Origin of the sequence: Nonomuraea composti (assembly GCF_012034275.1) — a bacterium.
GTDB lineage: Bacteria > Actinomycetota > Actinomycetes > Streptosporangiales > Streptosporangiaceae > Nonomuraea > Nonomuraea composti.
Genome location: NZ_JAATEP010000005.1, coordinates 212,977 through 235,193, shown reverse-complemented (window position 1 = coordinate 235,193; position 22,217 = coordinate 212,977). Strand labels below are relative to the sequence as shown.

The following is a 22,217-nucleotide window of genomic DNA, read 5'->3' as shown; positions in this document are numbered from 1 at the left end:
GGCCAGACCTGCTCGCTTGTTCACTTAACGCTCACCGATTCTCGTGCCCGGGGGGTCACTCGCCAACTCCTCTTCGCTCGTCCGTACGGTCTGCGCCGCGAAGCCCGCGACCACGACCCCGGCGAGGGCCAGATAGGCCCGCCGCCCGGCCGCGCGCAACTGCCCGGGATCGACCACCTCGGCGCCGCCAGGCGCCAGATCGTCCTCCCAGGGGACCCTGACGATGGCCCGGCACCGGCCTCTGGCCACCGACTCCGCCTGCTCGACGTCGGTCATCGAACGCCTGCTCACGCCGTTGACCACCATCACCGCCCGCCTGCGCAGCTCCGCGCAGCCGTGCCCGTCGAGCCACTCGTACGTCATCGCCACCGCCTCCGGCGCCTCCTCGCTCGCCGGAACCACCAGGACGAGCTGGTCCGCGTACGGCAACAACCGGGCCGCCAGGGCGGCGGCCGGGTCGATGACGGCCAGCTTGTAGTGGCGGTCGAGCAGGCGCATGGATTCGCCGAGCCGGTGGTCGGAGAAGAAGGACCGATCCGCGAGCCGCTGCTCCGCGCCCGCGTCGGTGTCCGCGCTGACCACCTCCAGGCCGGAGGCGGTCCGCGTGGTGTAACCCCGCATCGTGAGATAGCCGCTGACCCGGTCGAGCCCCGACAGCAACGACGTCAGGGTCTCGGGGGTCTCCGGCTGGATCTTGCTGGTCAGCGAGCCGCCGCCGGTGTTGGCGTCGACGGCCACGATCCTGTCGTCACGCACCTGGGCGAGGGTGTGCCCCAGCATCAGCGCCGTCGTCGTCTGCCCGGCCCCGCCGGTACACCCCAGCACGACGACCCGCCGGCCGCCGCTGAACACGCCCCTGGCCCGCGCCTCGTCGACCTCCGACCCGTCGGTCCGCACCCCGCCGCCCCCCACGACGACCTGCGCGATCCTCCGCCACCCGCCGGAATCCCGCCCCACGACGGACTCGACCCTGCGCACCTTCCCCTCACCGGGCCTGGGCCCCGGCACGGGCGCAACCACATCCCCGGCCTGCCCACCCCGCCCCGCGCCGGTCGGCTCGTGCGCGGTGCTGGCCGGCTCATGCCCTGTGTTGGTCGGCTCGTGCGCCACGTCTGCCCGCTCGGGCGGCGCATCGGCCCGCTCGGCCGCCACGGCATTCGGTTCGGGCGCCGCATCGGCCCGCCCGGCCGCCACGGCATTCGGTTCGGGCGCCGCATCGGCCCGCCCGGCCGCCACGCCATTCGGTTCGGGCGCCACATCGGCCCGCCCGGCCGCTACTCCGGTCGGCGCAGACGCCACAGCGGTCGCTTCGGGTTCCGCATCGGTCGGTCCGGGTTCCGTGCCGGCACGCATCGATGTGGCACCGGCCCGCTCCGGCGCCGGCCCGCGCGCCTCGCGGGTTACCCGGGCATCGGGCCTGCCGACGTCGCGAAGGCTCGCCGCCTCACGCCGCTCCTGGGGCACGTCATCGGCGGGCGCCTCCGCGCTCTGGACGCTCGCCGCCTCACGCTCGTCAGCCGGGCGCGTGGCCTCGTGAGCCCCCTCACGCTCGACCACGGCAGACGGCCCAGCCTCGGGCTCGGCGGTCGTCGGCGCTACGTCGGCGTCCGCCGCTGGTGCGGCGCTGCTGTCTTCCGTGGCCGGTTCCGGCTCCTGGGCCTCGCCGATCGCTTCGGGGATGGTCAGGGCCTCGGCGGGCGCCTCCGGTGCGGCGGCCTGCGACTGGTCGTGCGCCACGTCGTCCGGAGCCGGGCGCGACGGCGTCTCGGCGGTGGGTTCGCGTTGCTCTGCCGCCCCCCGCGTGGCGGGTCGGGGCAGCGGCTTGGCGTTCGGGTTGAGTGGGGGCCAGACGCGTTGCGACGCCCCCGGAAGCACCAGGCCCGTCTGGGGCAGCCGGGGTGGCTGGCCCTTTCTGTGCTGGTCCCTGGCGACCTCGTCCTCGCCCCGCCCCGGCCTTCTGCGCGCCTCAGGCTCGGCGGCGGTTTCTGGTGGGGCGTCGGCGCTGGCCGCGAGGCGGCGCAGCCGGCGCAGCGCCTCGGTGTCGATGGGCTTGCCGGCCGCGGGCTTGCGGCTCTCCGCGGTCGTGATGGGCACGCCGGCCTCGCGCGCGGCCACCGTCTCCGCGCTCAGCTCCTCATGAGCGCCCAAGGGGTCCGCGTCGGGCTCCTGCCCGGTGACCGTGTCTCCGACGCCTGTGTCCTCGGCAGCCGTTTCGCTTGTGTCAACGGCGCTCTCATCGGGGGCCTCCGCGACGCGGTCGTCCCGCTCGACGAGATCCGCCTCGACGTACTGCGTGCCGGACGATCCGTGGGCGGTGCCGACCGCTTCGTCCAGAAGGGACACCGGCCGCCCGGCACCCCCTTCCTCTAGCCACGTCGACGGTGCGGGGGCGCCTTGGCGTACCCGGCCCTTGAGGGCGGGGGCGGTGCCGCAGCGGGTGCCCCAGCCGGTGCGGGACGGCGGCTCGGCGACGGGGGCCTGGGCGGCGGCGGCTGCGGCGGCGGCGACCGCGGGGCGGACCTGGCGGGGCCCGGTGAGCCGCTGGCTGTCGCGCTTGCGCTGCGGCTGGCGGGCCTTGCGGTGCGTCTTGGTCTTGGTCTTGGCGCGGGCGGGCCCGGTGCGCCACACGCGCCCGGAGAACGTGACGGTCTCGGGCTCGGAGCTGGGCGCCAGGCGGTACCACGCCTTGGGCTGGCCCAGGTAGCGAAGCTGGGACTCCAGCAGCTCGGTGAGTCGCTTGCCCTCGATGACGGGACGGGTGGACAACCACGTCACGATGCCCGGCGGCACCAGGAACAGCACGTGCCAGGGCATCTGCACCGGCACGCCCACCAGGACCAGCAGGAGCGACCACGGGACGAACACCCCGACGAACACGCCGATCCAGACGATGGGCAGCGGCATCGGGAGCCGTAGGTCGTACAGCTTGTACAGCCGCTTCTCTATCCGCCAGATGTTCGTATACGTGGGCAGGTCCACACGGTCCTCCTCTCCACCCGCTCGTTCATGACCACCGCGAAGCGGTCTCAACCCTTATTTGATGCCCAGTGCGCCCGCGATGGCCCGCGCTGTCACCTCGATGATGTTGGGAACGTAGAAGATCACTCCGATGGCCACGGCCAATATCAGAAACTGCACGAAACGCGTGATCTCGCGGGTGAAGAGGAAGAAGAGCGCGACCACGGAGACGACAACGAGGAACAAGGGGGCGAAGAAGGCGCGCAGGAAGTTGGCGAGCCCTCCGGTGTCGATGCCGGTCGACACCGGGGTCGGTGTCGGCGACATCTCGATCAAGGTGAGCACTACGGTCTTCAAGGTCACTTCTTGTCCTCCCGGGGGGTACCTTGCGGCGGCGCGGCCGTGCCTCTATCCGGCGACGCGGCCGCCACCGCGGATGTCGGCGACGAACCACTTGTCGCCCTGCTTTTCCACGGTCAGGCGGTAGACCTGCTCCAGCGTGCCGCCGACCGCAGCCGGGTCGGTGGCGTTGGGAGTGGCCGGTGCGTCGCCGTTGTTCACGGCCCACACCACGACCGCCTGGATCTCTCTGGTGGCACCCCCCACAGGCACCACGATCTCTTTGAGCTGCGAGAAGGTGAAGGCGCCGCCGAAGCTGGGCAGGCTCTTGCCGGCGGCGACGTAGCGTTGCAGCGCGTTGGCGTCTCCGGACGCGTACTCCTTGAAGAACCCTTCGAGCTGGGGCTTGAGCTCGGCGGCGGCCGCGTCGTCGGTCTCGGGCGCGGCCACCTGGGGGAGGTCGGCCGGGGCCGGGGCGGGCAGGATCGCCGGGCGGCCCGCCACGACGAAGCGGCGGCCGGCGTCGTCGCCGGAGTAGTAGATCGGCACCGACAGCAGCATCCGGCGCGGGCCTGACTGGAACGCCACGCTGACCACGGCGTTGTGGGCGTCGCTGGGCTCGATGTCGTACGGCTGGATGGCGACGGCGGCCAGCTTGCCGTAGCCGTCCCAGCCCATCTGCGGGTCCATGCCCTCGGCCAGGAACGCCGCGAGCTTGTTGGACCTGCTGGCCGCGTCTTCTGGACTGAAATTCAGATAGACCCCCGCGAACTGGGCGGCGAAAGCCATGCCCCGGTCCGTGGGGAATCCCTTGTCGGCCTGGGCGGCGACATTGGACGAAGCAGGCTCTTGCTGCGTAAACCGCTCAAATGGGGCACGAATCCCATTCACCACGATAACCACAATAAGCGCCCAGAGAATGACGCGGCCGGTCCACACCAGCCACCGGCCGCCGCCACCCGACCAGCCGCCGCGCCGCGGCCGGCGGGGCGGCGGCGCCTCGAAGTCAGCCGTGTCAAGGGTTGCGGAAAGCCCGGGCCCGTCAGCGATCCGAGGATCGTGCTGGACGGTAGACCTACGAGCCATCACGCCTCCGCTCGCGCCGATCCCCCCGGCTGGCGCGGTGTCGTCCGTTGCCGATCCCCATCATCCGCGGTGAAGTAGTCACCCTATCCGGTCTCCGCCATTGTTCCGAGAAAGCCACGCCCATGCTGCGGCATGACCCTCCCCACCGGCAAACCGGGCCCGCATGACAGGCCACAGTGCCGATTCCTATCAGTCCCCGTTGCAATCGGCTTTTGACCAGGCCAGACGCCTAAAATCGCATAGCTCGGCAGCCACGGATTCCTGTCCAAAACAGGCATGGACCTGTCTCGACCTGCGGAATCGGCATGGGATCGGCACGGGTCGAATCATCGGAGGTTCGTCAGGCCGGCTCGGGATCCTGGGTCGGGCGCGCCGGGCGCCTGCTGTGGAGGTCGACGACGGTCGGCCGCACCGATCGCTCCAGCGAGCCGCGGAGGTCGGCCAGCATCTCGGCGGGCTCGCGCTCACGCATGCGCGTCGCCATCTCGATGCGCTCGTCCACCTTCCTGCGGAGGTACGCCTCGCGGTTGACCCGCAGGCCGTACATGAGCTCGACCCTGATCAGGGCCAGCTCCTCCTCAAGGCTGATGCCCGCGAGCGTGGGCGACGAGCGCCGCTTCCTGATGATGCGACGGAACATGAGGGCCTCCCGAGTCAGCGTGAACGCCGTGACGATTCGACGCGCGGGGGCCCAAAGTGGTTGACGCATCAGCTGTCCCGGCAGCAAACGTTCAGTCACTCCCGGGGAGTCAGACGTCTCAGCGGGCTTCGCCGCCGTCCGCCGTCGGTAACCTACCGTAGCGAAGACTCGCGCTACGTGATTGGACGAACGGCGGGCTCCCGCGTCGCCCCCCGGCAGCCGCCCTGAGGCGCGGTCAGACGTTGAAGCGGAACTCCACGACGTCGCCGTCACGCATCACGTAGTCCTTGCCCTCGATGCGCGCCTTGCCCGCCGAGCGGGCGTTGGCGATCGAGCCGGCCTCCACCAGGTCGTCGAAGGAGACGACCTCGGCCTTGATGAAGCCGCGCTGGAAGTCGGTGTGGATGACGCCGGCCGCCTCGGGCGCGGTGGCGCCCTTGCGGATCGTCCAGGCCCTGGTCTCCTTCGGCCCGGCCGTCAGGTACGTCTGCAGGCCCAGCGTCTCGAAGCCGACCCGGGCGAGCTGGCGCAGGCCCGACTCCTCCTGGCCCACCGACTGCAGCAGCTCCAGCGCCTCCTCCTCGTCGAGCTCCACCAGCTCCGACTCGATCTTGGCGTCGAGGAACACGGCCTCGGCCGGGGCCACCAGCGTCGAGAGCTGCTCCCTGAGCGCGGTGTCGGTCAGCTCGTCGGCGTCGAGGTTGAACACGTACAGGAACGGCTTGGCCGTCAGCAGGTGCAGCTCGCGCAGCTCGTCGCGGTCGAGGCCGCTCTCGAAGATGGTCTTGCCGGTCTCCAGGACGGCCAGGGCGGCCTCGGCGGCCTCCAGGGCGGCCTTCTTGTCCTTGTTGTTGCGCGCCTCCTTCTGCAGGCGCGGTACGGCCTTCTCGACCGTCTGCAGGTCGGCCATGATCAGCTCGGTGTTGATCGTCTCGATGTCGCGCTTCGGCGAGATCTCACCGTCGACGTGCGTCACGTCGGGGTCGCTGAAGACGCGGATGACCTGGCAGATCGCGTCGGTGTCGCGGATGTTGGCGAGGAACTGGTTGCCCCTCCCCTGCCCCTCCGAGGCGCCCTTGACCAGGCCCGCGATGTCGACGAACTCGACCTTGGCGGGCAGGATGCGGGCCGAGCCGAAGATCTCGGCCAGCACGGGCAGCCGGTCGTCGGGCACGCCGACGATGCCCACGTTGGGCTCGATGGTGGCGAACGGGTAGTTCGCCGCGAGCGCGTTGCCGGTCTTGGTCAGCGCGTTGAAGAGCGTGGACTTACCGACGTTGGGCAGGCCGACGATGCCAATGCTGAGACTCACGGACAGCGAGTTTACTTGCTGAGCACGTCCAGACAGGTCACGGGACGGTAGCCCTCGTCGGCGCGCAGGTAGCGGCGCGAGCTCGGCGGGCAGCGGGCGGGCGCGACCTCGAACGACAGGACCCTCGCCCACGCGTGCGGGGAGTCGCAGGGCACGCGCGTGACGGCGGAGCGGGCGATCACGTCGGTGGCGGGCTCGGCCACGCACGAGCCGCGGTCGAGCACCTGGCCGCCGCGTCCGAGGCAGACGACCTGGGACTCGCCGTCGAGGGTGTCGAGGGTGCCGTCGGGGCAGCCGGCCGGCTCGGCGGCGAGGGCGAGCGCCCTGCCGTACCATCCGGGGCGCGAGCAGGCCCGCTCGCGGCCGTCGAGCGTGACGCAGTCGCCCGGCCGCAGCACGCCACCGCCACGGCCGGGATCGCCCGGATGCGGCTCCAGGAAGTTGCGCACGCACGCCGTGCGGCCCGCCCCGACCCGCAGGACGGCGTCGGTGTCGGCCGGGCACTCGCCGGGCCCCGGCGGGTCGGAGGCCAGGGCCAGCACCTCGGAGTCGCCGCCGTTGCACGCGGTCAGGGCCAGCTCGCCGGTGACGCACGCGCCGGGCGTCCAGCGCAGCACCGGGCGGGGCTGCGTCGCCTTCCCCGAGCCCGCGATGACCGCGCCGGCCAGCGCGACCAGGGCCGCCGTCACGGCCAGACCCGCGGCGGCGAGCTTCGGTACCGTATCCATCCCCGTACTGTGCGTGACTGGTGACATGGCGCACAAGCGGAACGCCCAAGCGTGTCGGGAAGAATCGCGCCCGGCATCCTGCGATCATCGTTGGAGTGGACGTGGTGTCGCTTCTCATCGGTCTCGCCGTCGGCCTGCTCGTGGGGTTCCTGGTGGCCAGGACGCGGGCGGCGGTGCGCGTGGCCGAGGCCGACGCGCGGGCCAGGTCCGCCGCCGAGAAGCTGGTCTACGTCGAGGAGCAGCTGGCCGAGCGGTTCCAGGCGCTGTCCACGCGGGCGCTCGACGTCAACAACATCCGCTTCCTGGAGCTGGCCGAGACCCGGCTCGCGGCCAGCCGCGCGGAGGCCGCCGGCGACCTGGAGCAGCGCAAGCAGGCCGTCGAGCACCTGGTCGAGCCGCTGAAGGACGCGCTGGCCCGGGTCGAGTCGCAGCTGCGCGACACCGAGTCGGGGCAGCGGGCGGCGCGGGCGGAGCTGGCCCAGCAGATGGAGTTCGTCCGCCAGAGCCACGAGCAGCTGCGCGCCCAGACCACCGCCCTCGTGCGGGCCCTGCAGCGGCCCGAGGCGCGCGGCCGGTGGGGCGAGCTGCAGCTGCGCAGGGTCGCCGAGATCGCCGGCATGCAGCGCTACTGCGACTTCGACGAGCAGGTCACCGAGGGCTCCATGCGGCCCGACATGGTCGTCAGGCTCGCCGGCGGCAAGAACATCGTGGTCGACTCCAAAGTCTCGCTGGCGGCCTACCTGGAGGCCGCGGAGGCGTCCGACGAGTCGCTGGCGACCGTCCGCCTCGACGCGCACGCCCGGCACGTACGCGAGCACATCGACCGCCTGGCGGCCAAGTCGTACTGGCAGGGGTTCAACCCGTCGCCCGAGTTCGTGGTGCTGTTCATCCCCGGGGAGGCGTTCCTCGCGCCCGCGCTCGAACGCGACCCCGGGCTGCTGGAGTACGCCATGACGCGGCGCGTGCACATCGCCACCCCCACCACCCTCATCACGATGCTGCGCACCGCGCACTACGCCTGGCAGCAGGCCGCGCTCAGCGAGAACGCGCGGGCCGTGTTCGAGCTGGGCAAGGAGCTGTACGAGCGGCTGTCGTCCCTCGGCAGGAACGTCGAATCGCTGGGCAAGGCGCTGACCCGGGCCGTGGAGGCGTACAACAAGTCGGTCGGATCGCTCGAAAGCCGCGTGCTGGTCACGGCGCGCAAGCTGCACGATCTCGGCGTCGTCGACGGCGACCTCGACGCGCCCGACATGCTCGAAGGGCTGCCCAGGCCGCTGGCCTCCCCCGAACTGCTCGAAACCTCATCTCTGATAACCCACGCGAACGGTAAGTTGGCAGGCGGGTCGCAGTAAATGGGGGTGGGGCAGTGGTGGGTGAGAAGGGCAGGCGCTCGGCGGTCAGGCTGACGGCGCGCGGCGCCATCGCGCTCGCCCTGGTCGCCACCCTGGCGGGCTACGTGCTGGCGGCCGTGTTCGGCGTGGAGCAGATCGTCGGGGCCGCGTTCGTGCTGGCCAGCGTGCTCGGGGTGGTGCTGGTCAACCGGCGCGAGCTGCTGTCGCTGGTCGTGACGCCGCCGCTGGTGTTCTTCTGCGCGACGCTGTTCGTGGAGCTCGGGCGGGCGTTCGGCTCGGTGTCGATCGTGCAGTCGCTCGCGCTCGGCCTCTACACGTCGATGACGCGCGGGGCGCCGTGGCTGTTCGCGGGCTCGGCGCTGGTGCTGGGCGTCGCGTGGCGGCGCGGGCTGCGCGACAACGTACGGGAGCTGCGCGAGGAGCTGAAGGCGGGCGCGGAGGTGTCGCGCCCGCGCCAGCCGTTCGTGCCGGAGCCCGAAGGGTACTTCGAGCCCAAGGTGTACGGGACCCCGCGCGGCGAGGACTGATTTTCAGGAGGCGCGCGCAGGATCAGGACGCGCGCAGGTCCTTGCGCAGCTCGTGGGGCAGGGCGAAGCGCATGCTCTCCTGCACCGGCTCGACCTCCGTCACGTCGCCGAACCCGTGCGCGGCCAGCTTCGCCAGCACCTCCTCCACCAGCTCCTCCGGCACCGAGGCGCCGCTGGTGACGCCGACCGTGGTGACGCCCTCGAACCACTCGTCGCGGATGAAGTCGGCGTTGTCCACGAGGTACGACGCCTGCGCGCCGTAGTCCTTCGCCACCTCGACCAGGCGCTTGGAATTGGAGGAGTTCTCGGACCCGACGACGATGACGAGCTGCGACTCGGCCGCGATCTCCTTGACCGCCGTCTGCCGGTTTTGTGTGGCGTAGCAGATGTCGTCGCTCGGCGGGTCGATCAGCGTCGGGAAGCGCTCCTTGAGCCGGGCCACGGTCTCGGTCGTCTCGTCGACCGACAGCGTGGTCTGCGACAGCCACACCAGCTTGCTCGGGTCCTTCACCTGCACCTTGTCGACCGAGTCGAGCCCGTCGACGAGCTGGATGTGGTCGGGCGCCTCACCGGAGGTGCCCTCCACCTCCTCGTGGCCCTCGTGCCCGATCAGCAGGATGTCGTAGTCGTTCGCCGCGAATCTCTTGGCCTCGTTGTGTACCTTCGTCACCAGCGGGCAGGTGGCGTCGATGGTACGCAGGCCGCGCTGCCTGGCCTCCTCGTGCACCGCAGGCGAGACACCGTGGGCGGAGAAGACCACGATCTCCCCCTCCGGCACCTCCTCGGTCTCGTCGACGAAAATGGCGCCCCTGGCCTCGAGCGTCTTCACGACGTGCGTGTTGTGGACGATCTGCTTACGGACGTAGATGGGGGCGCCGTACTGCTCCAGGGCCTTCTCGACCGCAACCACGGCTCGATCGACTCCGGCACAGTAGCCCCGCGGCTTGGCCACGAGGACTCGGCGGGAAGAGGGGGTCTGGGGCTCCATACTTCTTATGCTACGTGGAGCGGCCATCTGGCCCGCGCGTGCGTGGTTGCCCACGGTTTGCCAGACTAGCCGTCCCATACTGACCTCCCAGGGAGACGTTCATGTCCCTCAGCGACGTGATACGCAACATCGCAAGAACCGTCACCAACAAGGACGAGCTCAAGGAGAAGGCGAAGGACCTGCCGCTGCTCGTCGTCCAGACCACGCTCAGCGCCGCCGGGCAGGCCCTGCTCGTCGTCGACCGGGTGAAGAACTCCATCAAGGGGCTCGGCGGCAAGGAGGAGCGCGAGGAGGAGTACGACTCCCGTCCCACCGCCGCCGAGCAGGTCGCCGCCGCTCCCGCCGCTCCCTCCGAGACCGCCGAGGACAAGGCGGAGGAGAAGCCGGCGCGCAAGGAGCCGGTCATCTTCGCGCCGCGGTCGAAGCCCGCCGAGCCGAACGGCGTGGCCAAGACCAAGCCCGACCCCGTCATCTTCACGCCCGCCAAGTCGGAGCCCGCCCCGGAGCCCGCGCCGGAGCCGGCCGCCAAGGCTGCCGAGCCTGAGACCGCCCCCAAGGCCGCCGAGCCCAAGGCCGCCGAGCCCGAGGTCGCCGCCGAGACCGCCACCGAGAGCAAGGCCGCCACCGACACCATCGCCGAGCCCGAGGCCGCCCCCGCCGAGCCGCAGGCCGCCGAGGAGGCGCAGGTCGCTCCCGCCGCCCCCAAGGCTGTGGAAGAGCCCGCCGTGGAGGAGCCCGCCGCCAAGCCGAAGGCCGCCAGGAAGCCCAAGGCCGAGCCGAAGACCGGGCCGGAGACCGGGCCGGAGACTGGGCCCAAGCCCGCCGCCAAGACCGCGAAGACCACCAGGGCGTCCAAGGCCACGAAGCCCGCCGAGCCCGCCACCGCGCCGGAGCCCGCCGCCGCCACCGCCGAGCCCGCCGCGGCCCTCGACCCCGCGGTCGCGCCCGAGCCGGCCGCCGCGTCCGAGCCGGCCGTGGCCCCCGCCGGCGTGAACCTGGCCGAGCCGCTGCCCGGCTGGCCCAGCCTGACCGTCGCCTCCCTGCGCGCCAGGATGCGCGGCAAGACGGCCGAGCAGATCGGCGACTTCCTCGCGTACGAGCAGGCGACGACCGCACGTCCCGACGTCATCAAGATGTTCGAGAACCGTCTCGCCAAGCTGCAGGCCGGCGAATAGGTCACCCCCACCGCGTAGTCTTCCGCCATGACCTCGAAGACCACGCCTGAGTCTCCCCTGCCGATCCGCACGGTCCTGCAGATGGTGGGCGGCTGGATCGGCAGACTCGGCACGGTCTGGGTCGAAGGAGAGATCACCGACCTGAGCGCGCGTGGCGGCACGGTGTTCCTGACCCTGCGCGACCCGGTCGCCAACGTGTCGGCCAGGGTCACCGCCCCACGCGGCGTCTACGAGGCGACGGTGCCCCGCCCGTCGAACGGCGCCAGGGTGGTCCTGCACGTCAAGCCCGACTTCTGGGTCAACCGAGGCTCGTTCGCGTTCACCGCGCTGGAGATGCGCCCGGTGGGCGTGGGCGAGATGCTGGTCAGGCTGGAGCGGCTCAGGCAGTTGCTGGCCGCCGAAGGGCTGTTCAACGCCGACAGGAAGCGGCGGCTGCCGTTCCTGCCGGGCACGATCGGGCTCATCTGCGGCCGCGACTCGGCGGCCGAGCGCGACGTGCTGGAGAACTCCCGGCGCCGCTGGCCGGCCGTCCGGTTCAAGGTCGAGGAAGTGGCCGTCCAGGGCCCGTACGCGGTGACCGAGGTGACGGAGGCGCTGCGCAAGCTCGACGCCGACTCCTCGGTCGACGTCATCGTCGTCGCCCGCGGCGGCGGCTCCCTTGAGGACCTGCTGCCCTTCTCCGACGAGACGCTCGTGCGAGCGGTGGCCGCCTGCCGTACACCGGTGGTGAGCGCGATCGGCCACGAGCAGGACAGCCCGCTGCTCGACCTGGTCGCCGACGTGCGCGCCTCCACGCCGACCGACGCCGCCAAGAAGGTCGTGCCCGACGTCGGCGAGCAGCTCACGCTCGTGCGCCAGCTTCGCGACCGGGGCCGCAGGGTGATGAGCGGCTGGCTCGACCGCGAGATGTCCTGGCTGACGTCCGTACGCTCGCGGCCCGCGCTGGCCGATCCCGTACGCGAGCTGGAGCGCCGGGCCGAGCAGGCGGAGGCGCTGCGCGACCGGGCCAGGCGCTCGCTGTCGTCCTCCCTCGACCGCGCCGCCGACGACCTCGCCCACCTGCGCGCCCGCCTCGTCGCCCTGTCGCCCGCGGCCACGCTGGAACGCGGCTACGCCATCGTGCAGCACCCGTCGGGCGAGGTCGTCCGCCTGGCCAAGGACGTCACGCCCGGCACCCTCCTGACCATCCGCCTCACCGACGACCGCGTCACGGTACGCGCGGAGGACCCCGAAGCCTGACCGCGTCCTACGGCGTGGGGCGGGTGACGGCCGCGACCAGGGCCTCCAGCCCGGCCTTGACCCGCTCGACCGTCATGCCCCGCTCCTCCCGCTGGCAGGCGATCAGGTGCGCGTTCACGGGCGCGAGCAACGCGTCGGCGAGGTACACGGTGTCGGCCCCCGGGCACACCTGCGCGAGCAACGTGGCCAGGTGGACGTGGTGCACGCGGTACGGCCCGGAAAAGCGCCTCGCCGTACCCTTCTCCAGCAGCAGGAACAACGCCTCGTCCGCCAGGATCCGATCGGCGAGCGCGTGCAGGAACGCCACGATCCGCTCGCGGGCCGGCGCCCCGGGGCCGAGCGGCGGCGGCCCCGACAGGAACGCCGCCTGGAAGCGCCGCTCCCGCTCGTCGAGCAGCGCCAGCAGCAGCCCCGTACGATCGCCGAACCGCCGGTAGACGGTGCCCACGCCGACGCACGCCTCGCGGGCCACCTCGTCCAGCGAGAGGTCGCCGGCGCCGCTCGCGGCGACCATGCGGGACGCCGCTTCGATGATCTTCTGCCGGTTCCGTGCGGCATCGGCCCGCTCCGGTGGGGGTTGCCCGAGAACGGGCAGAGATCGACGTTCGCGCACGGGCGCAGCATACCGGTTGTAAGCGGAGAATTCTCCGGTTAATCTTGCTCAAGCGGAGAACTCTCCGATTTTCGACCATGAGGAGCCCAGGATGCCCAGCGACTTCAACCAGCAGATCATCGACGAGTTCCGGGCCAACGAGGGCCGGGTCGGCGGCATGTTCGAAGGCGCCCCGCTGGTGCTGCTCACCACCACGGGCGCGAAGAGCGGCAAGCCCGTCACCACCCCCGTCATGTACCTTGCGGACGGGGACCGCTACATCGTCATCGCCTCCAACGCCGGCGCCGACAACCACCCCGCCTGGTACCACAACCTGCGCGCCAACCCGGGGGCGACGGCCGAGATCGGCACGGAGACGTTCGAGGTGAAGGCCGAGTTCGTGGAGGGTGAGGAGCGCGACCAGCTCTACGCCCGCATGGTCGCCCAGGCGCCCGGCTTCGCCGAGTACGAGGCCAAGACCACCCGCCGCATCCCCGTCGTCGCCCTGTACCGCACCGCCGCCTGACGTCCCCGCCGGCGCTTTCACGGCCTCGCCCGCACGTTGCGCACCACGCGACCAGGACGGCCCAGCACGATCCCGCGGCCAGCACGATGCCGAGGTGCAGCCGCCGGAACTCGTCGCCTGACCACCCTGCTGTCGCTGCCGCAGCTGCGGCGCGCTGGACCCGAGCGGGGCGCTGCGCGGGCATGATGTGGCTTGGCGGGCGCGGCCCGGGGCCCGCGCGCCGGCTAGAAGGGTGCGTCGTTGGGGTGGCCGGACGTCGGGTCGGAGCGGCGGGCCATGGCGGCGGCGAGCTTGACGCGGGCCCCCTGGAGCCATTCCTCGCAGACGGCCGCCAGCTTCTCCCCCCGCTCCCAAAGCTCGATCGACTGCTCCAGCGTCAGCCCCCCGGTCTCCAGTCGCCGCACCACCTCGGTGAGCTCCTCGCGGGCCTGCTCGTAAGACGGAGTCTTCTCGCCTGATTCGTCTGCCACGGCCACCACCCTAGACCGCCCCGGGAGCGCCGCCGGACAAGCGGCCGTCAGCCCTTGGGGCGCTGCTGGAGCTGGGTGGCCAGCTGCTCCAGTTCGGGCCAGTCGGCCGTGCCGGTGATGACGAGCGTCACGTCGGGCAGGACCCGGACGAGCGAGCGCTGCTTCTTGTCCTCGCGGTAGCGCTGCTCCCACGTGGCCCCGCCGATCTGCCGGGTGCCCTGGGTCTTGTCGGTGTTGGTCATGCGGTTGGCGAAGCCGGCCGCGGGCTGCTCGTTGCTCTGGGCGAACATGGCGTGCTCGCGCTTGGCGGTGGCGTAGCCGAGGTAGAGAACCTGGGCGCCGCCCTCGCCCTTGGCGATGCGGTTGCTGTTGGGCACCCAGCCGGGAGGGTCCTGGCGGGGGGCCCACACGCCGAAGGGCACCGTGTGGCCGAAGTTGGCGACGGTGATGGAGTAGTCGAGCCGCGGGATGTGCTCCTCGCGGCTCTGCGGGGCGACCAGCAGGAACAGGCCGGCTCCCGCGAGGCACACGAAAAGGGCTACCGCGTAGCCGTACAGACCTTGGGTGAACCGTCGCACAGTTGGCGAGGTTACCCGTTGGAGGGCGTGGTCGCCGAAGTGGCCGGGCGGATCTGGCCGATGATGGCCAGCACCTCCTCGGCCAGCCCGCGGTCGCCGGAGCGCACCACCTCGGACACGGCGGCCGCGAGCGCCCCGGTGACCACGACGACGAGGGCGGGCTCGTTCTCGAACAGCGCCGCGTTGCGCTGGGCCCACTTGCGCAGCCGATCGCGCATGACGACCTCGAAGCCGGGCGGCCCGTCGCCGCGCAGGAACAGCGCGGCGGTCTCGCGTTCCTCCAGGCAGCCGTCCAGGTACGCGCGGGCGGCGCCGACGAACACCCGCATGGGGTCGCTCTCGCCCTCGGCGCGGGCCGCGCGCACCGCCTGCTTGGTGCGCTGGGTCTGCCTGGCCTGGAACTCCTCCCACAGCGTGAGGTAGAGGTCGGCCTTGCCGGAGAAGTGATGGTAGAGGCTGCCCACGCTGGCGTCGGCCCTGGACACCACGTCCGTCACGCCCGCTTCCGCGAACCCCTTCGAGACGAAGACCTCTCTGGCGGCGGCGAGCAGCGAACTGCGCGTGGCGGCGCCACGCTCGGACGTACGCGGCTGGGCGACCGCGTTCTCCACATCAGGGCTCATTCGGGATCTCCTCCACGGCGGGGGCGCCACGCTCCATGTTGGAGGCAAGATCCTTGGCGCGCACAGGGTATGACGCAAATCCGCGTTCTCCCTCAGCAGATTATCCGTTCGCTGAATCTCCGGCGATTCTCGGTAAGTCATCCGTTGCGGGGTGAAGGCTCACTTCTCGCCTGACGTGAGCGCCGCCGCCCGTACTCCCGCCTCCACCTGCGCCTGGGCGGCGCCGTTCAACGCCACTCCGGCCGGGCAGAGACCGGCAACTACCATCGAGGGAGATCCCGCGAGGAGGGCCGTTCATCATGTCCGACCAGACGTCCGTGCCACCGGCGCTCGCCACGAGCGAGCACGCCCCCGATCGAAACCTGGCGCTGGAGCTCGTCCGCGTCACAGAGGCGGCCGCGATGGCGGCGGCCCGCTGGGTCGGCAGAGGTGACAAGAACGGCGCCGACGGCGCCGCCGTGAACGCCATGCGCCAGCTCATCAACACCGTGTCGATGAACGGCGTCGTCGTCATCGGCGAGGGCGAGAAGGACCACGCCCCCATGTTGTTCAACGGCGAGCAGGTCGGCGACGGCAGCGGCCCCGACTGCGACGTGGCCGTCGACCCCATCGACGGCACCCGGCTGACGGCGCTGGGCATGCCCGACGCGGTGTCGGTGATCGCGGTCAGCGAGCGCGGCTCCATGTACGACCCGTCGGCCGTGTTCTACATGGAGAAGCTGGTCACCGGCCCCGAGGCGGCCGACGTGGTGGACATCGAGGCCCCCGTGGCCGACAACATCAACGCGGTGGCCAGGGCCAAGCACTGCTCGCCGTCCGACGTGACCGTGGTCGTGCTCGACCGGCCCAGGCACGAGCGGCTGGTCAAGGAGATCAGGGAGACGGGCGCGCGGATCAAGTTCATCACCGACGGCGACGTGGCGGGCGCGATCATGGCGGCGCGCGCGGGCACCGGCATCGACCTGATGCTCGGCATCGGCGGCACGCCGGAGGGCATCGTGGCGGCGTGCGCGCTCAAGTGCCTGGGCGGGGTGATCCAGGGCCGGCTGTGGCCGCGTGACGACGCCGAGCGGGCCAAGGCCATCGACGCCGGGCACGACCTCAGCCAGGTGCTCACCACCAACGACCTGGTCCGCTCCGACGACGTGTTCTTCGCCGCGACCGGGATCACGCACGGCGAGCTCATGCAGGGTGTACGGTTCCGCGCCGGCTCGGCGGTGACGCAGTCGCTGGTGATGCGCGGCCGGTCGGGCACCATCCGCAAGATCGACAGCGAGCACCAGCTCTGGAAGCTGCGCGCCTACAGCGCGATCAACTTCGACACCGCAGGCTGACCCAAGGTGGAGGAGCGTCAGCGGCGGCGCTTGCGGCGGGGTGGTTCCTTGACCTTGACCTCGCCCGCGAAGTTCGTCGTCCGCACCTCCACGACCGGCGCCCCCGGCTCGGTGGGCTGCTTGGTGAGCCGGACCGTCTTGTCCTTGGCCACCCTGATCACTTCGAGCCCTTCGGGCACGTGGATCTCCAGGCCGCCGAAGACGAGGGTGGCGTTGATGATGATCCGCCGGTTCTGCAGGATGGCGTCGCGGAAGTCGAGCTGGGTGGTGCCGAACATGGCCGTCACGCCCAGCTCGGCGGGCACGACCCACCGTCCGCCGCGCTGCTCCTTCTTGAAGATGGCGGCGACGGGGCGGCCGTCGAGGTTGAGTGGCTGCTCCTCGGCGGGGAGCAGGTCGGTGGTGAGGGCGGCCAGCTCGCCGAGCGTGCGCGCGGAGTAGAGCACGCCGAGACGTTCTTCGAGCTCGTCGAGGGTGATCCGGCCGTCGGCGTGGGCGTCCTGGAGCACCTGGGCGATGCGTTCGCGGTCGGCGTCGGACGCGCGCAGCTCGTGGGGCTGCGGCACGTCGCCGGCCGCTTGGGGACGGCGAGCGGACACCCATTCCTCGGCCAGCCGCTCGCCGACTTCCTGCAGCTTGGGCAACCACGATCCCGCGCGTTCGTTCACACTTCTGACGATATCCGGCTCTGGCCCAGTTCGCTCGTGCCGATTGACCCGGTGTCAGCGGATTCTGGCCAGCAGCGCGGCCATCTCCTCCGCGAGGTCCTCGTTCACCTCGGCGTGGCGGTTGAGCAACCGGTACCACATCACCCCGAACACGAGATCGACGGCGAGTTCCAGGTCGACGTCGGCGGGCAGGGCGCCGCGGGCGAGGACGGCGCGCAGGGCGGTGCGGCGCGGCCCGATGATCCGGGCGCGCAGGTCGGCGGACAGCTCGGGGTCGGACTGGGCGTCGGCCATGAGCCCGACGACGATCTGCCCGGCGACCCCGCGGGCCAGCGTGAACGTCTGCTCCAGGAACGCCACGAGGTCGGCCCGCGGGTCGCCGCTGTCGGGGGTCGGGGCGACCTGCTCGGCCAGGACGTCGGTGAGCGCTTCGAGGAGGACCTGCGCCTTGGTCTGCCACCAGCGGTAGACGGTCTGCCTGCCGCTTCCTGCCGCCTCGGCGATGCCCTTCATCGTCACCCCCTGGTAGCCGTCGCGGGCGCACAGGTCGAGCGCGGCCCGGAGGATCGCCTTCCTGGCCTCTTCGCTGCGTGGTCTGCCAACCATGGGCGCCACTTTACAAGACATTGTGCCTCGTTTATATTCGAGGCAAGATGTCTCGTATTTGGAGGAAGCAGTCATGCGAGTTGTGATCGTGGGTGGCACCACCGGCATCGGCCTGGCGACGGCCGAACGCCTGGTCGAGAGCGGCGCCGAGGTCTTCATCACGGGCCGCTCCGAGGAGCGCCTGGAGTCGGCGTTGAAGCGGCTGGGCCGTCGCGCGGAGGGACAGGCCGCCGACGCGCGTGACGGGGCGGCCATGCGGGCGTTGTTCGAGCGCGTCGGCGCGTTCGACCACCTGGTCGTCACCGTGACGGGCCGTGGCGGCGCCGCGCCGCTGGCCGAGCTGACCGCCGGCGGCATCGCCGAGGCCGTGCAGGGCAAGCTGATCCCTCATCTGATGACCGCGCAGGCCGCGCTGGCGGCGGGGCTGAGCAGGCAGGGCTCGATCACGTTCGTGTCGGCCGCGTCGGCGGGCGCCGCCTACCCCGGCGTCTCCCTGCTGGCGGCCGTGAACGGCGCCATCGAGGCCACGGTGCCCGGCCTGGCGGTGGAGCTGGCGCCCGTCCGGGTGAACGCGGTCTCCCCCGGCGTGATCGACACCGACTGGTGGGAGGGTCTCGGGGACGAGGCGCGGGCGGCGTTCATGGCGGGCACCGCCGCGACGCTGCCGGTCGGCCGCGTCGGCACGCCCGCCGACGTGGCCCGCACCATCGAGTACGCGGTAAGCAACACGTTCCTGACCGGCACCGTCCTGACGATCGACGGCGGAGGGCGGCTGAAGACCGCGTGACAGCCCGTTTCTCACGAATTTCTTAGGAATCTCCGTCCGCGCACGGCCGTTGTCCCGGACACAGGGAGGTGGGCGTGCATCAACCGGCGCGATGGGGTCTCGGCGCGGCAGGCGTGGGCAGTGCGGTCGTTCTGGGCCTCGACCTGACCAGCTTCGACGAGACGAACCCGTTCAGAAGGACCATCAGCGAGCACGGCCTCGGGCCCGACGGCTGGGTCTTCGGGCTCGGGGTGGGGCTGCTGGCGGCGGGCTCGCTGGCCATCGGCGTGTCGCTGGCGCGCAAGAGGCTGGCCGGGGTCGTCGGCACGCTCGCGCTGGCAGGCTGGAGCGTCGGGCTGTTCCTCACGGCCTGGTTCGAGAAGCACGACTGGTCGGTCGGGCCGAGCCTGAGCGGCAGCATCCACCGGGCGGGCAGCTTCATCGCCTTCCTCAGCCTGCCGCTGGCCGCCGTGATCATCGCCCGGCCGTGGCGGCACCGGGAGCGGTCGAGGGCCACGCTGGTGGCGTTCGGGCTCGGGATCTGCTCGGTGCTGTGGGTGGTGGGCATCGGCGCGGCGGTGCTCGTCGGGGCCGAGAGCGGGCTGCCCTGGTACCGGGTCATGCCGCTCGGGCTGGTCGAGCGGGGGCTGGCCGTAACCGAGGTGGCGGCGCTGCTGGCGCTCGGCGTGTGGGCCGCCGCCGAACACCGGCTGGAGCCTCCGGAACCTGCCGCCGCCCGGTCGGAGGCCGACGGTCAGGGGCGGAGTGTGGCGATGAGGTCGTCCACGTAGCCCTGGAAGACCGTCACCATGTCCACCCGCTCCGGGTCGATCAGCCACTGCGTCTGCAGGCCGTCCATCATGGCGATCAGCCGGTCGGCGTGCGCCTCGGCGTCGAGCCCGGCCCTGAACTCGCCACGTTCGACGCCCCTGTGCAGGGCGGCGGCCACCGTCTCGCGCAGCCGCCGGTAGCGCCGCCTGGCCCAGTCGTGCCCGGGATGGCCGGGTGTGACGGCCTCGCCGCTGATCACGGAGAACAGCTGCACCAGGCCCGGCACCCGGGAGTTGTGCTCAACGACGCGGGCCATGGCGCGCAGCGCGTCGACGCCGCCGGCCCCCTCGATGTCGAACGTGCGCGCGTCGAGCTCGTCCCGGTAGTCGAGCACCGCGATGAGCAGCAGCTCCTTGTTCCTGAAGTGGTGCAGCAGCCCGGCCTGCGACAGCCCGGCCCGCTCGGCGATGCGGGCCAGCGACGCGCCGCGGTAGCCGTGCTCGGCGAACTCCAGCAGCGCGGTGGCCAGGATGCGCTCCCTGCGCGCCGCACCGGTCGCGTAGCCCCGTCTCACCCGGCGCAGCCTATCTCGTGCTGGCGCGGGGACTTCGGCAGCCGTTAACCTGACCGCGCCTCACGTTTGATGACCCCCCGATCAGGAGGCCACTGTGCCGTCCGCACGTGATCGCCAGGCCCGCGTCGCCACGTACGTCGTCTACGCCGTGCAGGGCCTGTCCTTCGCCTCGTTGCTCATCCAGGTGGCCAACCTCCAGGCCAGGCATCGGCTCGACGAGGGCTCGCTGACGATGTTGCTGCTGGTCGTGCCGGTCTTCGCCGGGGTCGGCAGCGTGGCGGCGGGCACGTTCGCCGCCCGGTTCGGCAGCAAGCTGCTGCTGCGGATCGCCCAGCCGGCCGTGGCCGCCGCGGTCGTGCTGGCCGGGCTCGCGCCGAACGTGCCGCTCCTGCTGCCGGTGCTGCTGCTGTTCGGGGTGGCGGTCGGCGCGGTGGACGCGGGCATGAACATGCAGGGCGTGGCCGTCGAGCGCCGGTACGGCGTGGAGGTGCTGAACGGGTTCCACTGCGTGTGGAGCGTGTTCAGCATGGCCGCGGCGCTGTGGGCGTCGGCGGCCGCCGGGCTGCCGCTGCAGGTCATCATGGCGGTGCCCATGGTGCTCGCCGTGGCCGGCTCGCTCTACGCCGGGCCGGGCCTGTGCACGCGCGAGGAGGAGAAGGTCGAGGCCGCGAGCACGTCCGCCGCCGGCCGCTTCCCGTGGCGGCCGATCATCCCGCTCTGCCTGGCCATGGGCTTCCTGTACGTCGGCGACTCCGCCGTGTCCAGCTTCAACACCGTCTTCATGAAGGACGTGCTCGGCGCCGGCCCCGCCGTGGTCCCGCTGGCCTACGCCGCCTACCAGGCGACCACGCTGGCCGTCCGGCTCGGCGGCGACTTCGCCGTGCGGCGCTACGGTCCGGCCGCCATCGTCAGGATCGGCGCTGTGATCGCCACGGTCGGCTTCCTCGGCGTCGTGCTGGCCCCGACGCAGCCGCTGGGCATCGTCGCGTTCGGGCTCACGGGCGTGGGGCTGTCAGTGGTGGCGCCGCAGTCGTTCTCGGCGGCGGGCCGGCTGGACCCGGCGGGCACCGGCGTGGCGATCGCCCGCGTGAACCTCTTCAACTACATCGGCTTCATCGTGGGGACCGCCCTGGTCGGCGGCATCGCGGACGCGGCCGACCTGCGGGTGGCGTTCGCGGCGCCGCTGGTGCTGGCCGCCGCGATCATCGCCCTGGCGCCGGGCTTCGAGCCCAAGCGCGCCCCTGCCACGACCTGACGCGCCCCACGACCGGACGCCCGCCACACGACGCGCCTCCCGATCCGACGCCCGCCGCCTGACGCGCCTCCCCATCCGACGCCCGCCACACGACGCGCCCCGCCACCTGGCGGCGGACGCGGTTACCGGCGGACCTCGGCGACCTCGACCGGGCGGCCCTCGCGCAGCGACAGGTCGGCGGCCTCGGCCACGTAGAGCGCTTCCAGCGAGGCCTCGATCGAGCACGGGCTGCGGTCGCCGGTCAGGAACGCGTCGAGCTCCGCCCGGTAGGCGGTCTCGAAGCGGGTGACGAAGTCCGGCCACGGCGACTCCGGGGCGGGCAGGCCCTCGGTGCTGTGGAGCGGGGCGCGCGGGCCGAGGCCGACGGCCCAGGTGCGTTCGGTGCCCGCCAGCTCCATGCGCACGTCGTACCCGCCGCCGTTGTAACGCGAGCCCTGGAGGGTGGCCAGCGTGCCGTCATCGAGGGTGAGCAGCGCGGCGCTGTTGTCCACGTCGCCGGCCTCGGCGAAGAACGCGGCGCCGCGGTTGGCGCCGCGCGCGTAGACGGACGTCACCTCGCGGCCGGTCACCCAGCGCAGGATGTCGAAGTCGTGGATGTGGCAGTCGCGGAAGATGCCGCCGGACGCCGGCAGGTACGCGGCGGGCGGCGGCGCGGGATCGGCGGTGACGAGGTGCACGCGGTGCAGCTCCCCCAGCTCGCCGGCCCGCAACGCGCGCGCCGCCGCCACGTAGCCCGGGTCGAACCTGCGCTGGAACCCGATCTGCACCCGGTTGCCCGCCGCGGCCGCCAGCACCTCGACGGTCTCGGCGACCGTGCCCGCCACCGGCTTCTCGCAGAAGACCGGCAGGCCCAGCCGGCACGCCTTCACGATCAGCTCCGCGTGGGTGCTGGTCGGGGTGGCGATGACGACGGCGTCCGCCTCGAACGCGTCGCCCGGCCGGCCGTAGGGGGAGCTGCGGACGGGATCGCTCACGATCAGCTCGTCCGCCAGCGGATGCGCGGCCAGGGTGGCGGCGTGGAAGGCACCGATCCGGCCCAGGCCCAGCAGTCCCACACGCATGCGCGCCTCCCGTCAGGACGTCCGGCCTTCTTTCTAAGCGAGCGGATCT

24 protein-coding genes are annotated in these 22,217 nt (G+C 71.9%); 9 read left to right on the top strand and 15 right to left on the bottom strand.

Annotated features, from left to right (window positions below; all coding sequences use genetic code 11):
• Positions 1 to 24: 24 nt before the first annotated feature.
• The 6 genes from HCN51_RS10090 to HCN51_RS10065 form a co-directional block, all read right to left on the bottom strand.
• Positions 25 to 2,979, bottom strand: coding sequence for a TcpE family conjugal transfer membrane protein (locus HCN51_RS10090; RefSeq protein WP_168008983.1), 2,955 nt, complete (start codon positions 2,977 to 2,979; stop codon positions 25 to 27).
• Between the two features lie 54 nt (positions 2,980 to 3,033).
• On the bottom strand, positions 3,034 to 3,285 hold the full coding sequence (locus HCN51_RS10085; protein WP_206066822.1) for a hypothetical protein: 252 nt from the start codon (positions 3,283 to 3,285) through the stop codon (positions 3,034 to 3,036).
• An 81-nt stretch (positions 3,286 to 3,366) separates the two neighbouring features.
• On the bottom strand, positions 3,367 to 4,086 hold the full coding sequence (locus HCN51_RS10080; protein WP_240972645.1) for a conjugal transfer protein: 720 nt from the start codon (positions 4,084 to 4,086) through the stop codon (positions 3,367 to 3,369).
• A 637-nt stretch (positions 4,087 to 4,723) separates the two neighbouring features.
• Positions 4,724 to 5,023, bottom strand: a complete 300-nt coding sequence (locus HCN51_RS10075; protein ID WP_080045168.1) for a hypothetical protein — start codon at positions 5,021 to 5,023, stop codon at positions 4,724 to 4,726.
• A gap of 235 nt (positions 5,024 to 5,258) precedes the next feature.
• Complete coding sequence (ychF, locus tag HCN51_RS10070; protein ID WP_186404446.1) at positions 5,259 to 6,335, bottom strand: redox-regulated ATPase YchF; 1,077 nt, start codon at positions 6,333 to 6,335, stop codon at positions 5,259 to 5,261.
• Between the two features lie 11 nt (positions 6,336 to 6,346).
• Positions 6,347 to 7,063: a hypothetical protein gene (locus HCN51_RS10065; protein WP_168008636.1), complete on the bottom strand. Its 717-nt coding sequence runs from the start codon at positions 7,061 to 7,063 to the stop codon at positions 6,347 to 6,349.
• A 95-nt stretch (positions 7,064 to 7,158) separates the two neighbouring features.
• On the opposite strand from HCN51_RS10065, the gene HCN51_RS10060 reads away from it, so the two are divergent.
• A complete protein-coding gene (locus tag HCN51_RS10060) occupies positions 7,159 to 8,415 on the top strand; it encodes a DNA recombination protein RmuC (protein ID WP_168008977.1) in 1,257 nt (418 codons plus the stop codon).
• 14 nt (positions 8,416 to 8,429) lie between these two features.
• Positions 8,430 to 8,942, top strand: a complete 513-nt coding sequence (locus tag HCN51_RS10055; protein ID WP_230465790.1) for a DUF6542 domain-containing protein — start codon at positions 8,430 to 8,432, stop codon at positions 8,940 to 8,942.
• A gap of 22 nt (positions 8,943 to 8,964) precedes the next feature.
• Here HCN51_RS10055 and HCN51_RS10050 read toward each other — a convergent pair whose 3' ends face one another.
• Positions 8,965 to 9,930 (bottom strand): 4-hydroxy-3-methylbut-2-enyl diphosphate reductase, encoded by a 966-nt coding sequence (locus HCN51_RS10050; protein ID WP_168008975.1) that lies wholly within the window; start codon positions 9,928 to 9,930, stop codon positions 8,965 to 8,967.
• 101 nt (positions 9,931 to 10,031) lie between these two features.
• Between HCN51_RS10050 and HCN51_RS10045 the strand changes: the two genes are divergently transcribed.
• Entirely contained in the window at positions 10,032 to 11,105 is a 1,074-nt protein-coding gene (locus HCN51_RS10045; RefSeq protein WP_168008973.1) for a DUF8129 domain-containing protein, read from the top strand.
• Between the two features lie 27 nt (positions 11,106 to 11,132).
• Positions 11,133 to 12,344, top strand: a complete 1,212-nt coding sequence (xseA, locus tag HCN51_RS10040; RefSeq protein ID WP_080045165.1) for an exodeoxyribonuclease VII large subunit — start codon at positions 11,133 to 11,135, stop codon at positions 12,342 to 12,344.
• Positions 12,345 to 12,351: 7 nt separating this feature from the next.
• On the opposite strand, the gene HCN51_RS10035 is transcribed toward xseA, so the two are convergent.
• Positions 12,352 to 12,957, bottom strand: a complete 606-nt coding sequence (locus tag HCN51_RS10035) for a TetR family transcriptional regulator (RefSeq protein ID WP_168008971.1) — start codon at positions 12,955 to 12,957, stop codon at positions 12,352 to 12,354.
• 91 nt (positions 12,958 to 13,048) lie between these two features.
• Here HCN51_RS10035 and HCN51_RS10030 point away from each other — a divergent pair, with 91 nt between their 5' ends.
• Positions 13,049 to 13,462, top strand: a complete 414-nt coding sequence (locus HCN51_RS10030) for a nitroreductase family deazaflavin-dependent oxidoreductase (protein WP_168008969.1) — start codon at positions 13,049 to 13,051, stop codon at positions 13,460 to 13,462.
• A gap of 224 nt (positions 13,463 to 13,686) precedes the next feature.
• Here the strand turns inward: HCN51_RS10030 and HCN51_RS10025 are convergent, their stop codons facing one another.
• From HCN51_RS10025 to HCN51_RS10015, 3 genes are read right to left on the bottom strand one after another with little or no spacing between them, the layout of a single operon-like run.
• The gene (locus HCN51_RS10025; protein ID WP_168008967.1) at positions 13,687 to 13,932 is read right to left on the bottom strand and encodes an exodeoxyribonuclease VII small subunit; all 246 of its coding nucleotides are present in this window, start codon (positions 13,930 to 13,932) and stop codon (positions 13,687 to 13,689) included.
• 47 nt (positions 13,933 to 13,979) lie between these two features.
• Positions 13,980 to 14,510: a DUF4245 domain-containing protein gene (locus HCN51_RS10020; protein WP_080045162.1), complete on the bottom strand. Its 531-nt coding sequence runs from the start codon at positions 14,508 to 14,510 to the stop codon at positions 13,980 to 13,982.
• Between the two features lie 11 nt (positions 14,511 to 14,521).
• Positions 14,522 to 15,133: a TetR/AcrR family transcriptional regulator gene (locus tag HCN51_RS10015; protein ID WP_080045161.1), complete on the bottom strand. Its 612-nt coding sequence runs from the start codon at positions 15,131 to 15,133 to the stop codon at positions 14,522 to 14,524.
• Between the two features lie 299 nt (positions 15,134 to 15,432).
• On the opposite strand from HCN51_RS10015, the gene glpX reads away from it, so the two are divergent.
• Positions 15,433 to 16,467, top strand: coding sequence for a class II fructose-bisphosphatase (gene glpX / locus HCN51_RS10010; protein WP_168008965.1), 1,035 nt, complete (start codon positions 15,433 to 15,435; stop codon positions 16,465 to 16,467).
• 17 nt (positions 16,468 to 16,484) lie between these two features.
• Here the strand turns inward: glpX and HCN51_RS10005 are convergent, their stop codons facing one another.
• Positions 16,485 to 17,135: a DUF1707 domain-containing protein gene (locus tag HCN51_RS10005; RefSeq protein WP_168008963.1), complete on the bottom strand. Its 651-nt coding sequence runs from the start codon at positions 17,133 to 17,135 to the stop codon at positions 16,485 to 16,487.
• 54 nt (positions 17,136 to 17,189) lie between these two features.
• Complete coding sequence (locus HCN51_RS10000) at positions 17,190 to 17,741, bottom strand: TetR/AcrR family transcriptional regulator (RefSeq protein ID WP_168008961.1); 552 nt, start codon at positions 17,739 to 17,741, stop codon at positions 17,190 to 17,192.
• 73 nt (positions 17,742 to 17,814) lie between these two features.
• Here HCN51_RS10000 and HCN51_RS09995 point away from each other — a divergent pair, with 73 nt between their 5' ends.
• Positions 17,815 to 18,528 carry an SDR family oxidoreductase gene (locus HCN51_RS09995; RefSeq protein ID WP_168008959.1) on the top strand — a complete coding sequence of 238 codons (714 nt, stop codon included), beginning with the start codon at positions 17,815 to 17,817 and terminating at the stop codon, positions 18,526 to 18,528.
• A gap of 74 nt (positions 18,529 to 18,602) precedes the next feature.
• Positions 18,603 to 19,298 (top strand): DUF998 domain-containing protein, encoded by a 696-nt coding sequence (locus HCN51_RS09990; protein WP_168008957.1) that lies wholly within the window; start codon positions 18,603 to 18,605, stop codon positions 19,296 to 19,298.
• On the opposite strand, the gene HCN51_RS09985 is transcribed toward HCN51_RS09990, so the two are convergent.
• Complete coding sequence (locus HCN51_RS09985) at positions 19,262 to 19,852, bottom strand: TetR/AcrR family transcriptional regulator (protein ID WP_346433593.1); 591 nt, start codon at positions 19,850 to 19,852, stop codon at positions 19,262 to 19,264. The two genes, HCN51_RS09990 and HCN51_RS09985, sit on opposite strands and share 37 nt — an antisense overlap.
• A gap of 94 nt (positions 19,853 to 19,946) precedes the next feature.
• Between HCN51_RS09985 and HCN51_RS09980 the strand changes: the two genes are divergently transcribed.
• A complete protein-coding gene (locus HCN51_RS09980) occupies positions 19,947 to 21,107 on the top strand; it encodes an MFS transporter (protein WP_168008955.1) in 1,161 nt (386 codons plus the stop codon).
• A 122-nt stretch (positions 21,108 to 21,229) separates the two neighbouring features.
• On the opposite strand, the gene HCN51_RS09975 is transcribed toward HCN51_RS09980, so the two are convergent.
• Positions 21,230 to 22,168, bottom strand: a complete 939-nt coding sequence (locus HCN51_RS09975) for a Gfo/Idh/MocA family protein (protein WP_168008953.1) — start codon at positions 22,166 to 22,168, stop codon at positions 21,230 to 21,232.
• Between the last annotated feature and the right edge of the window lie 49 nt (positions 22,169 to 22,217).

What these genes read in the sequence shown, in the direction of transcription:
- HCN51_RS10085 (WP_206066822.1), bottom strand. Translation starts at nt 3,285, where the DNA reads ATGTCGCCGACACCGACCCCGGTGTCGACCGGCATCGACACCGGAGGG.
- HCN51_RS10080 (WP_240972645.1), bottom strand. Translation starts at nt 4,086, where the DNA reads ATGGCTTTCGCCGCCCAGTTCGCGGGGGTCTATCTGAATTTCAGTCCA.
- HCN51_RS10075 (WP_080045168.1), bottom strand. Translation starts at nt 5,023, where the DNA reads ATGTTCCGTCGCATCATCAGGAAGCGGCGCTCGTCGCCCACGCTCGCG.
- HCN51_RS10065 (WP_168008636.1), bottom strand. Translation starts at nt 7,063, where the DNA reads ATGGATACGGTACCGAAGCTCGCCGCCGCGGGTCTGGCCGTGACGGCG.
- HCN51_RS10050 (WP_168008975.1), bottom strand. Translation starts at nt 9,930, where the DNA reads ATGGAGCCCCAGACCCCCTCTTCCCGCCGAGTCCTCGTGGCCAAGCCG.
- HCN51_RS10045 (WP_168008973.1), top strand. Translation starts at nt 10,032, where the DNA reads ATGTCCCTCAGCGACGTGATACGCAACATCGCAAGAACCGTCACCAAC.
- xseA (WP_080045165.1), top strand. Translation starts at nt 11,133, where the DNA reads ATGACCTCGAAGACCACGCCTGAGTCTCCCCTGCCGATCCGCACGGTC.
- HCN51_RS10030 (WP_168008969.1), top strand. Translation starts at nt 13,049, where the DNA reads ATGCCCAGCGACTTCAACCAGCAGATCATCGACGAGTTCCGGGCCAAC.
- HCN51_RS10015 (WP_080045161.1), bottom strand. Translation starts at nt 15,133, where the DNA reads ATGAGCCCTGATGTGGAGAACGCGGTCGCCCAGCCGCGTACGTCCGAG.
- glpX (WP_168008965.1), top strand. Translation starts at nt 15,433, where the DNA reads ATGTCCGACCAGACGTCCGTGCCACCGGCGCTCGCCACGAGCGAGCAC.
- HCN51_RS10000 (WP_168008961.1), bottom strand. Translation starts at nt 17,741, where the DNA reads ATGGTTGGCAGACCACGCAGCGAAGAGGCCAGGAAGGCGATCCTCCGG.
- HCN51_RS09995 (WP_168008959.1), top strand. Translation starts at nt 17,815, where the DNA reads ATGCGAGTTGTGATCGTGGGTGGCACCACCGGCATCGGCCTGGCGACG.
- HCN51_RS09975 (WP_168008953.1), bottom strand. Translation starts at nt 22,168, where the DNA reads ATGCGTGTGGGACTGCTGGGCCTGGGCCGGATCGGTGCCTTCCACGCC.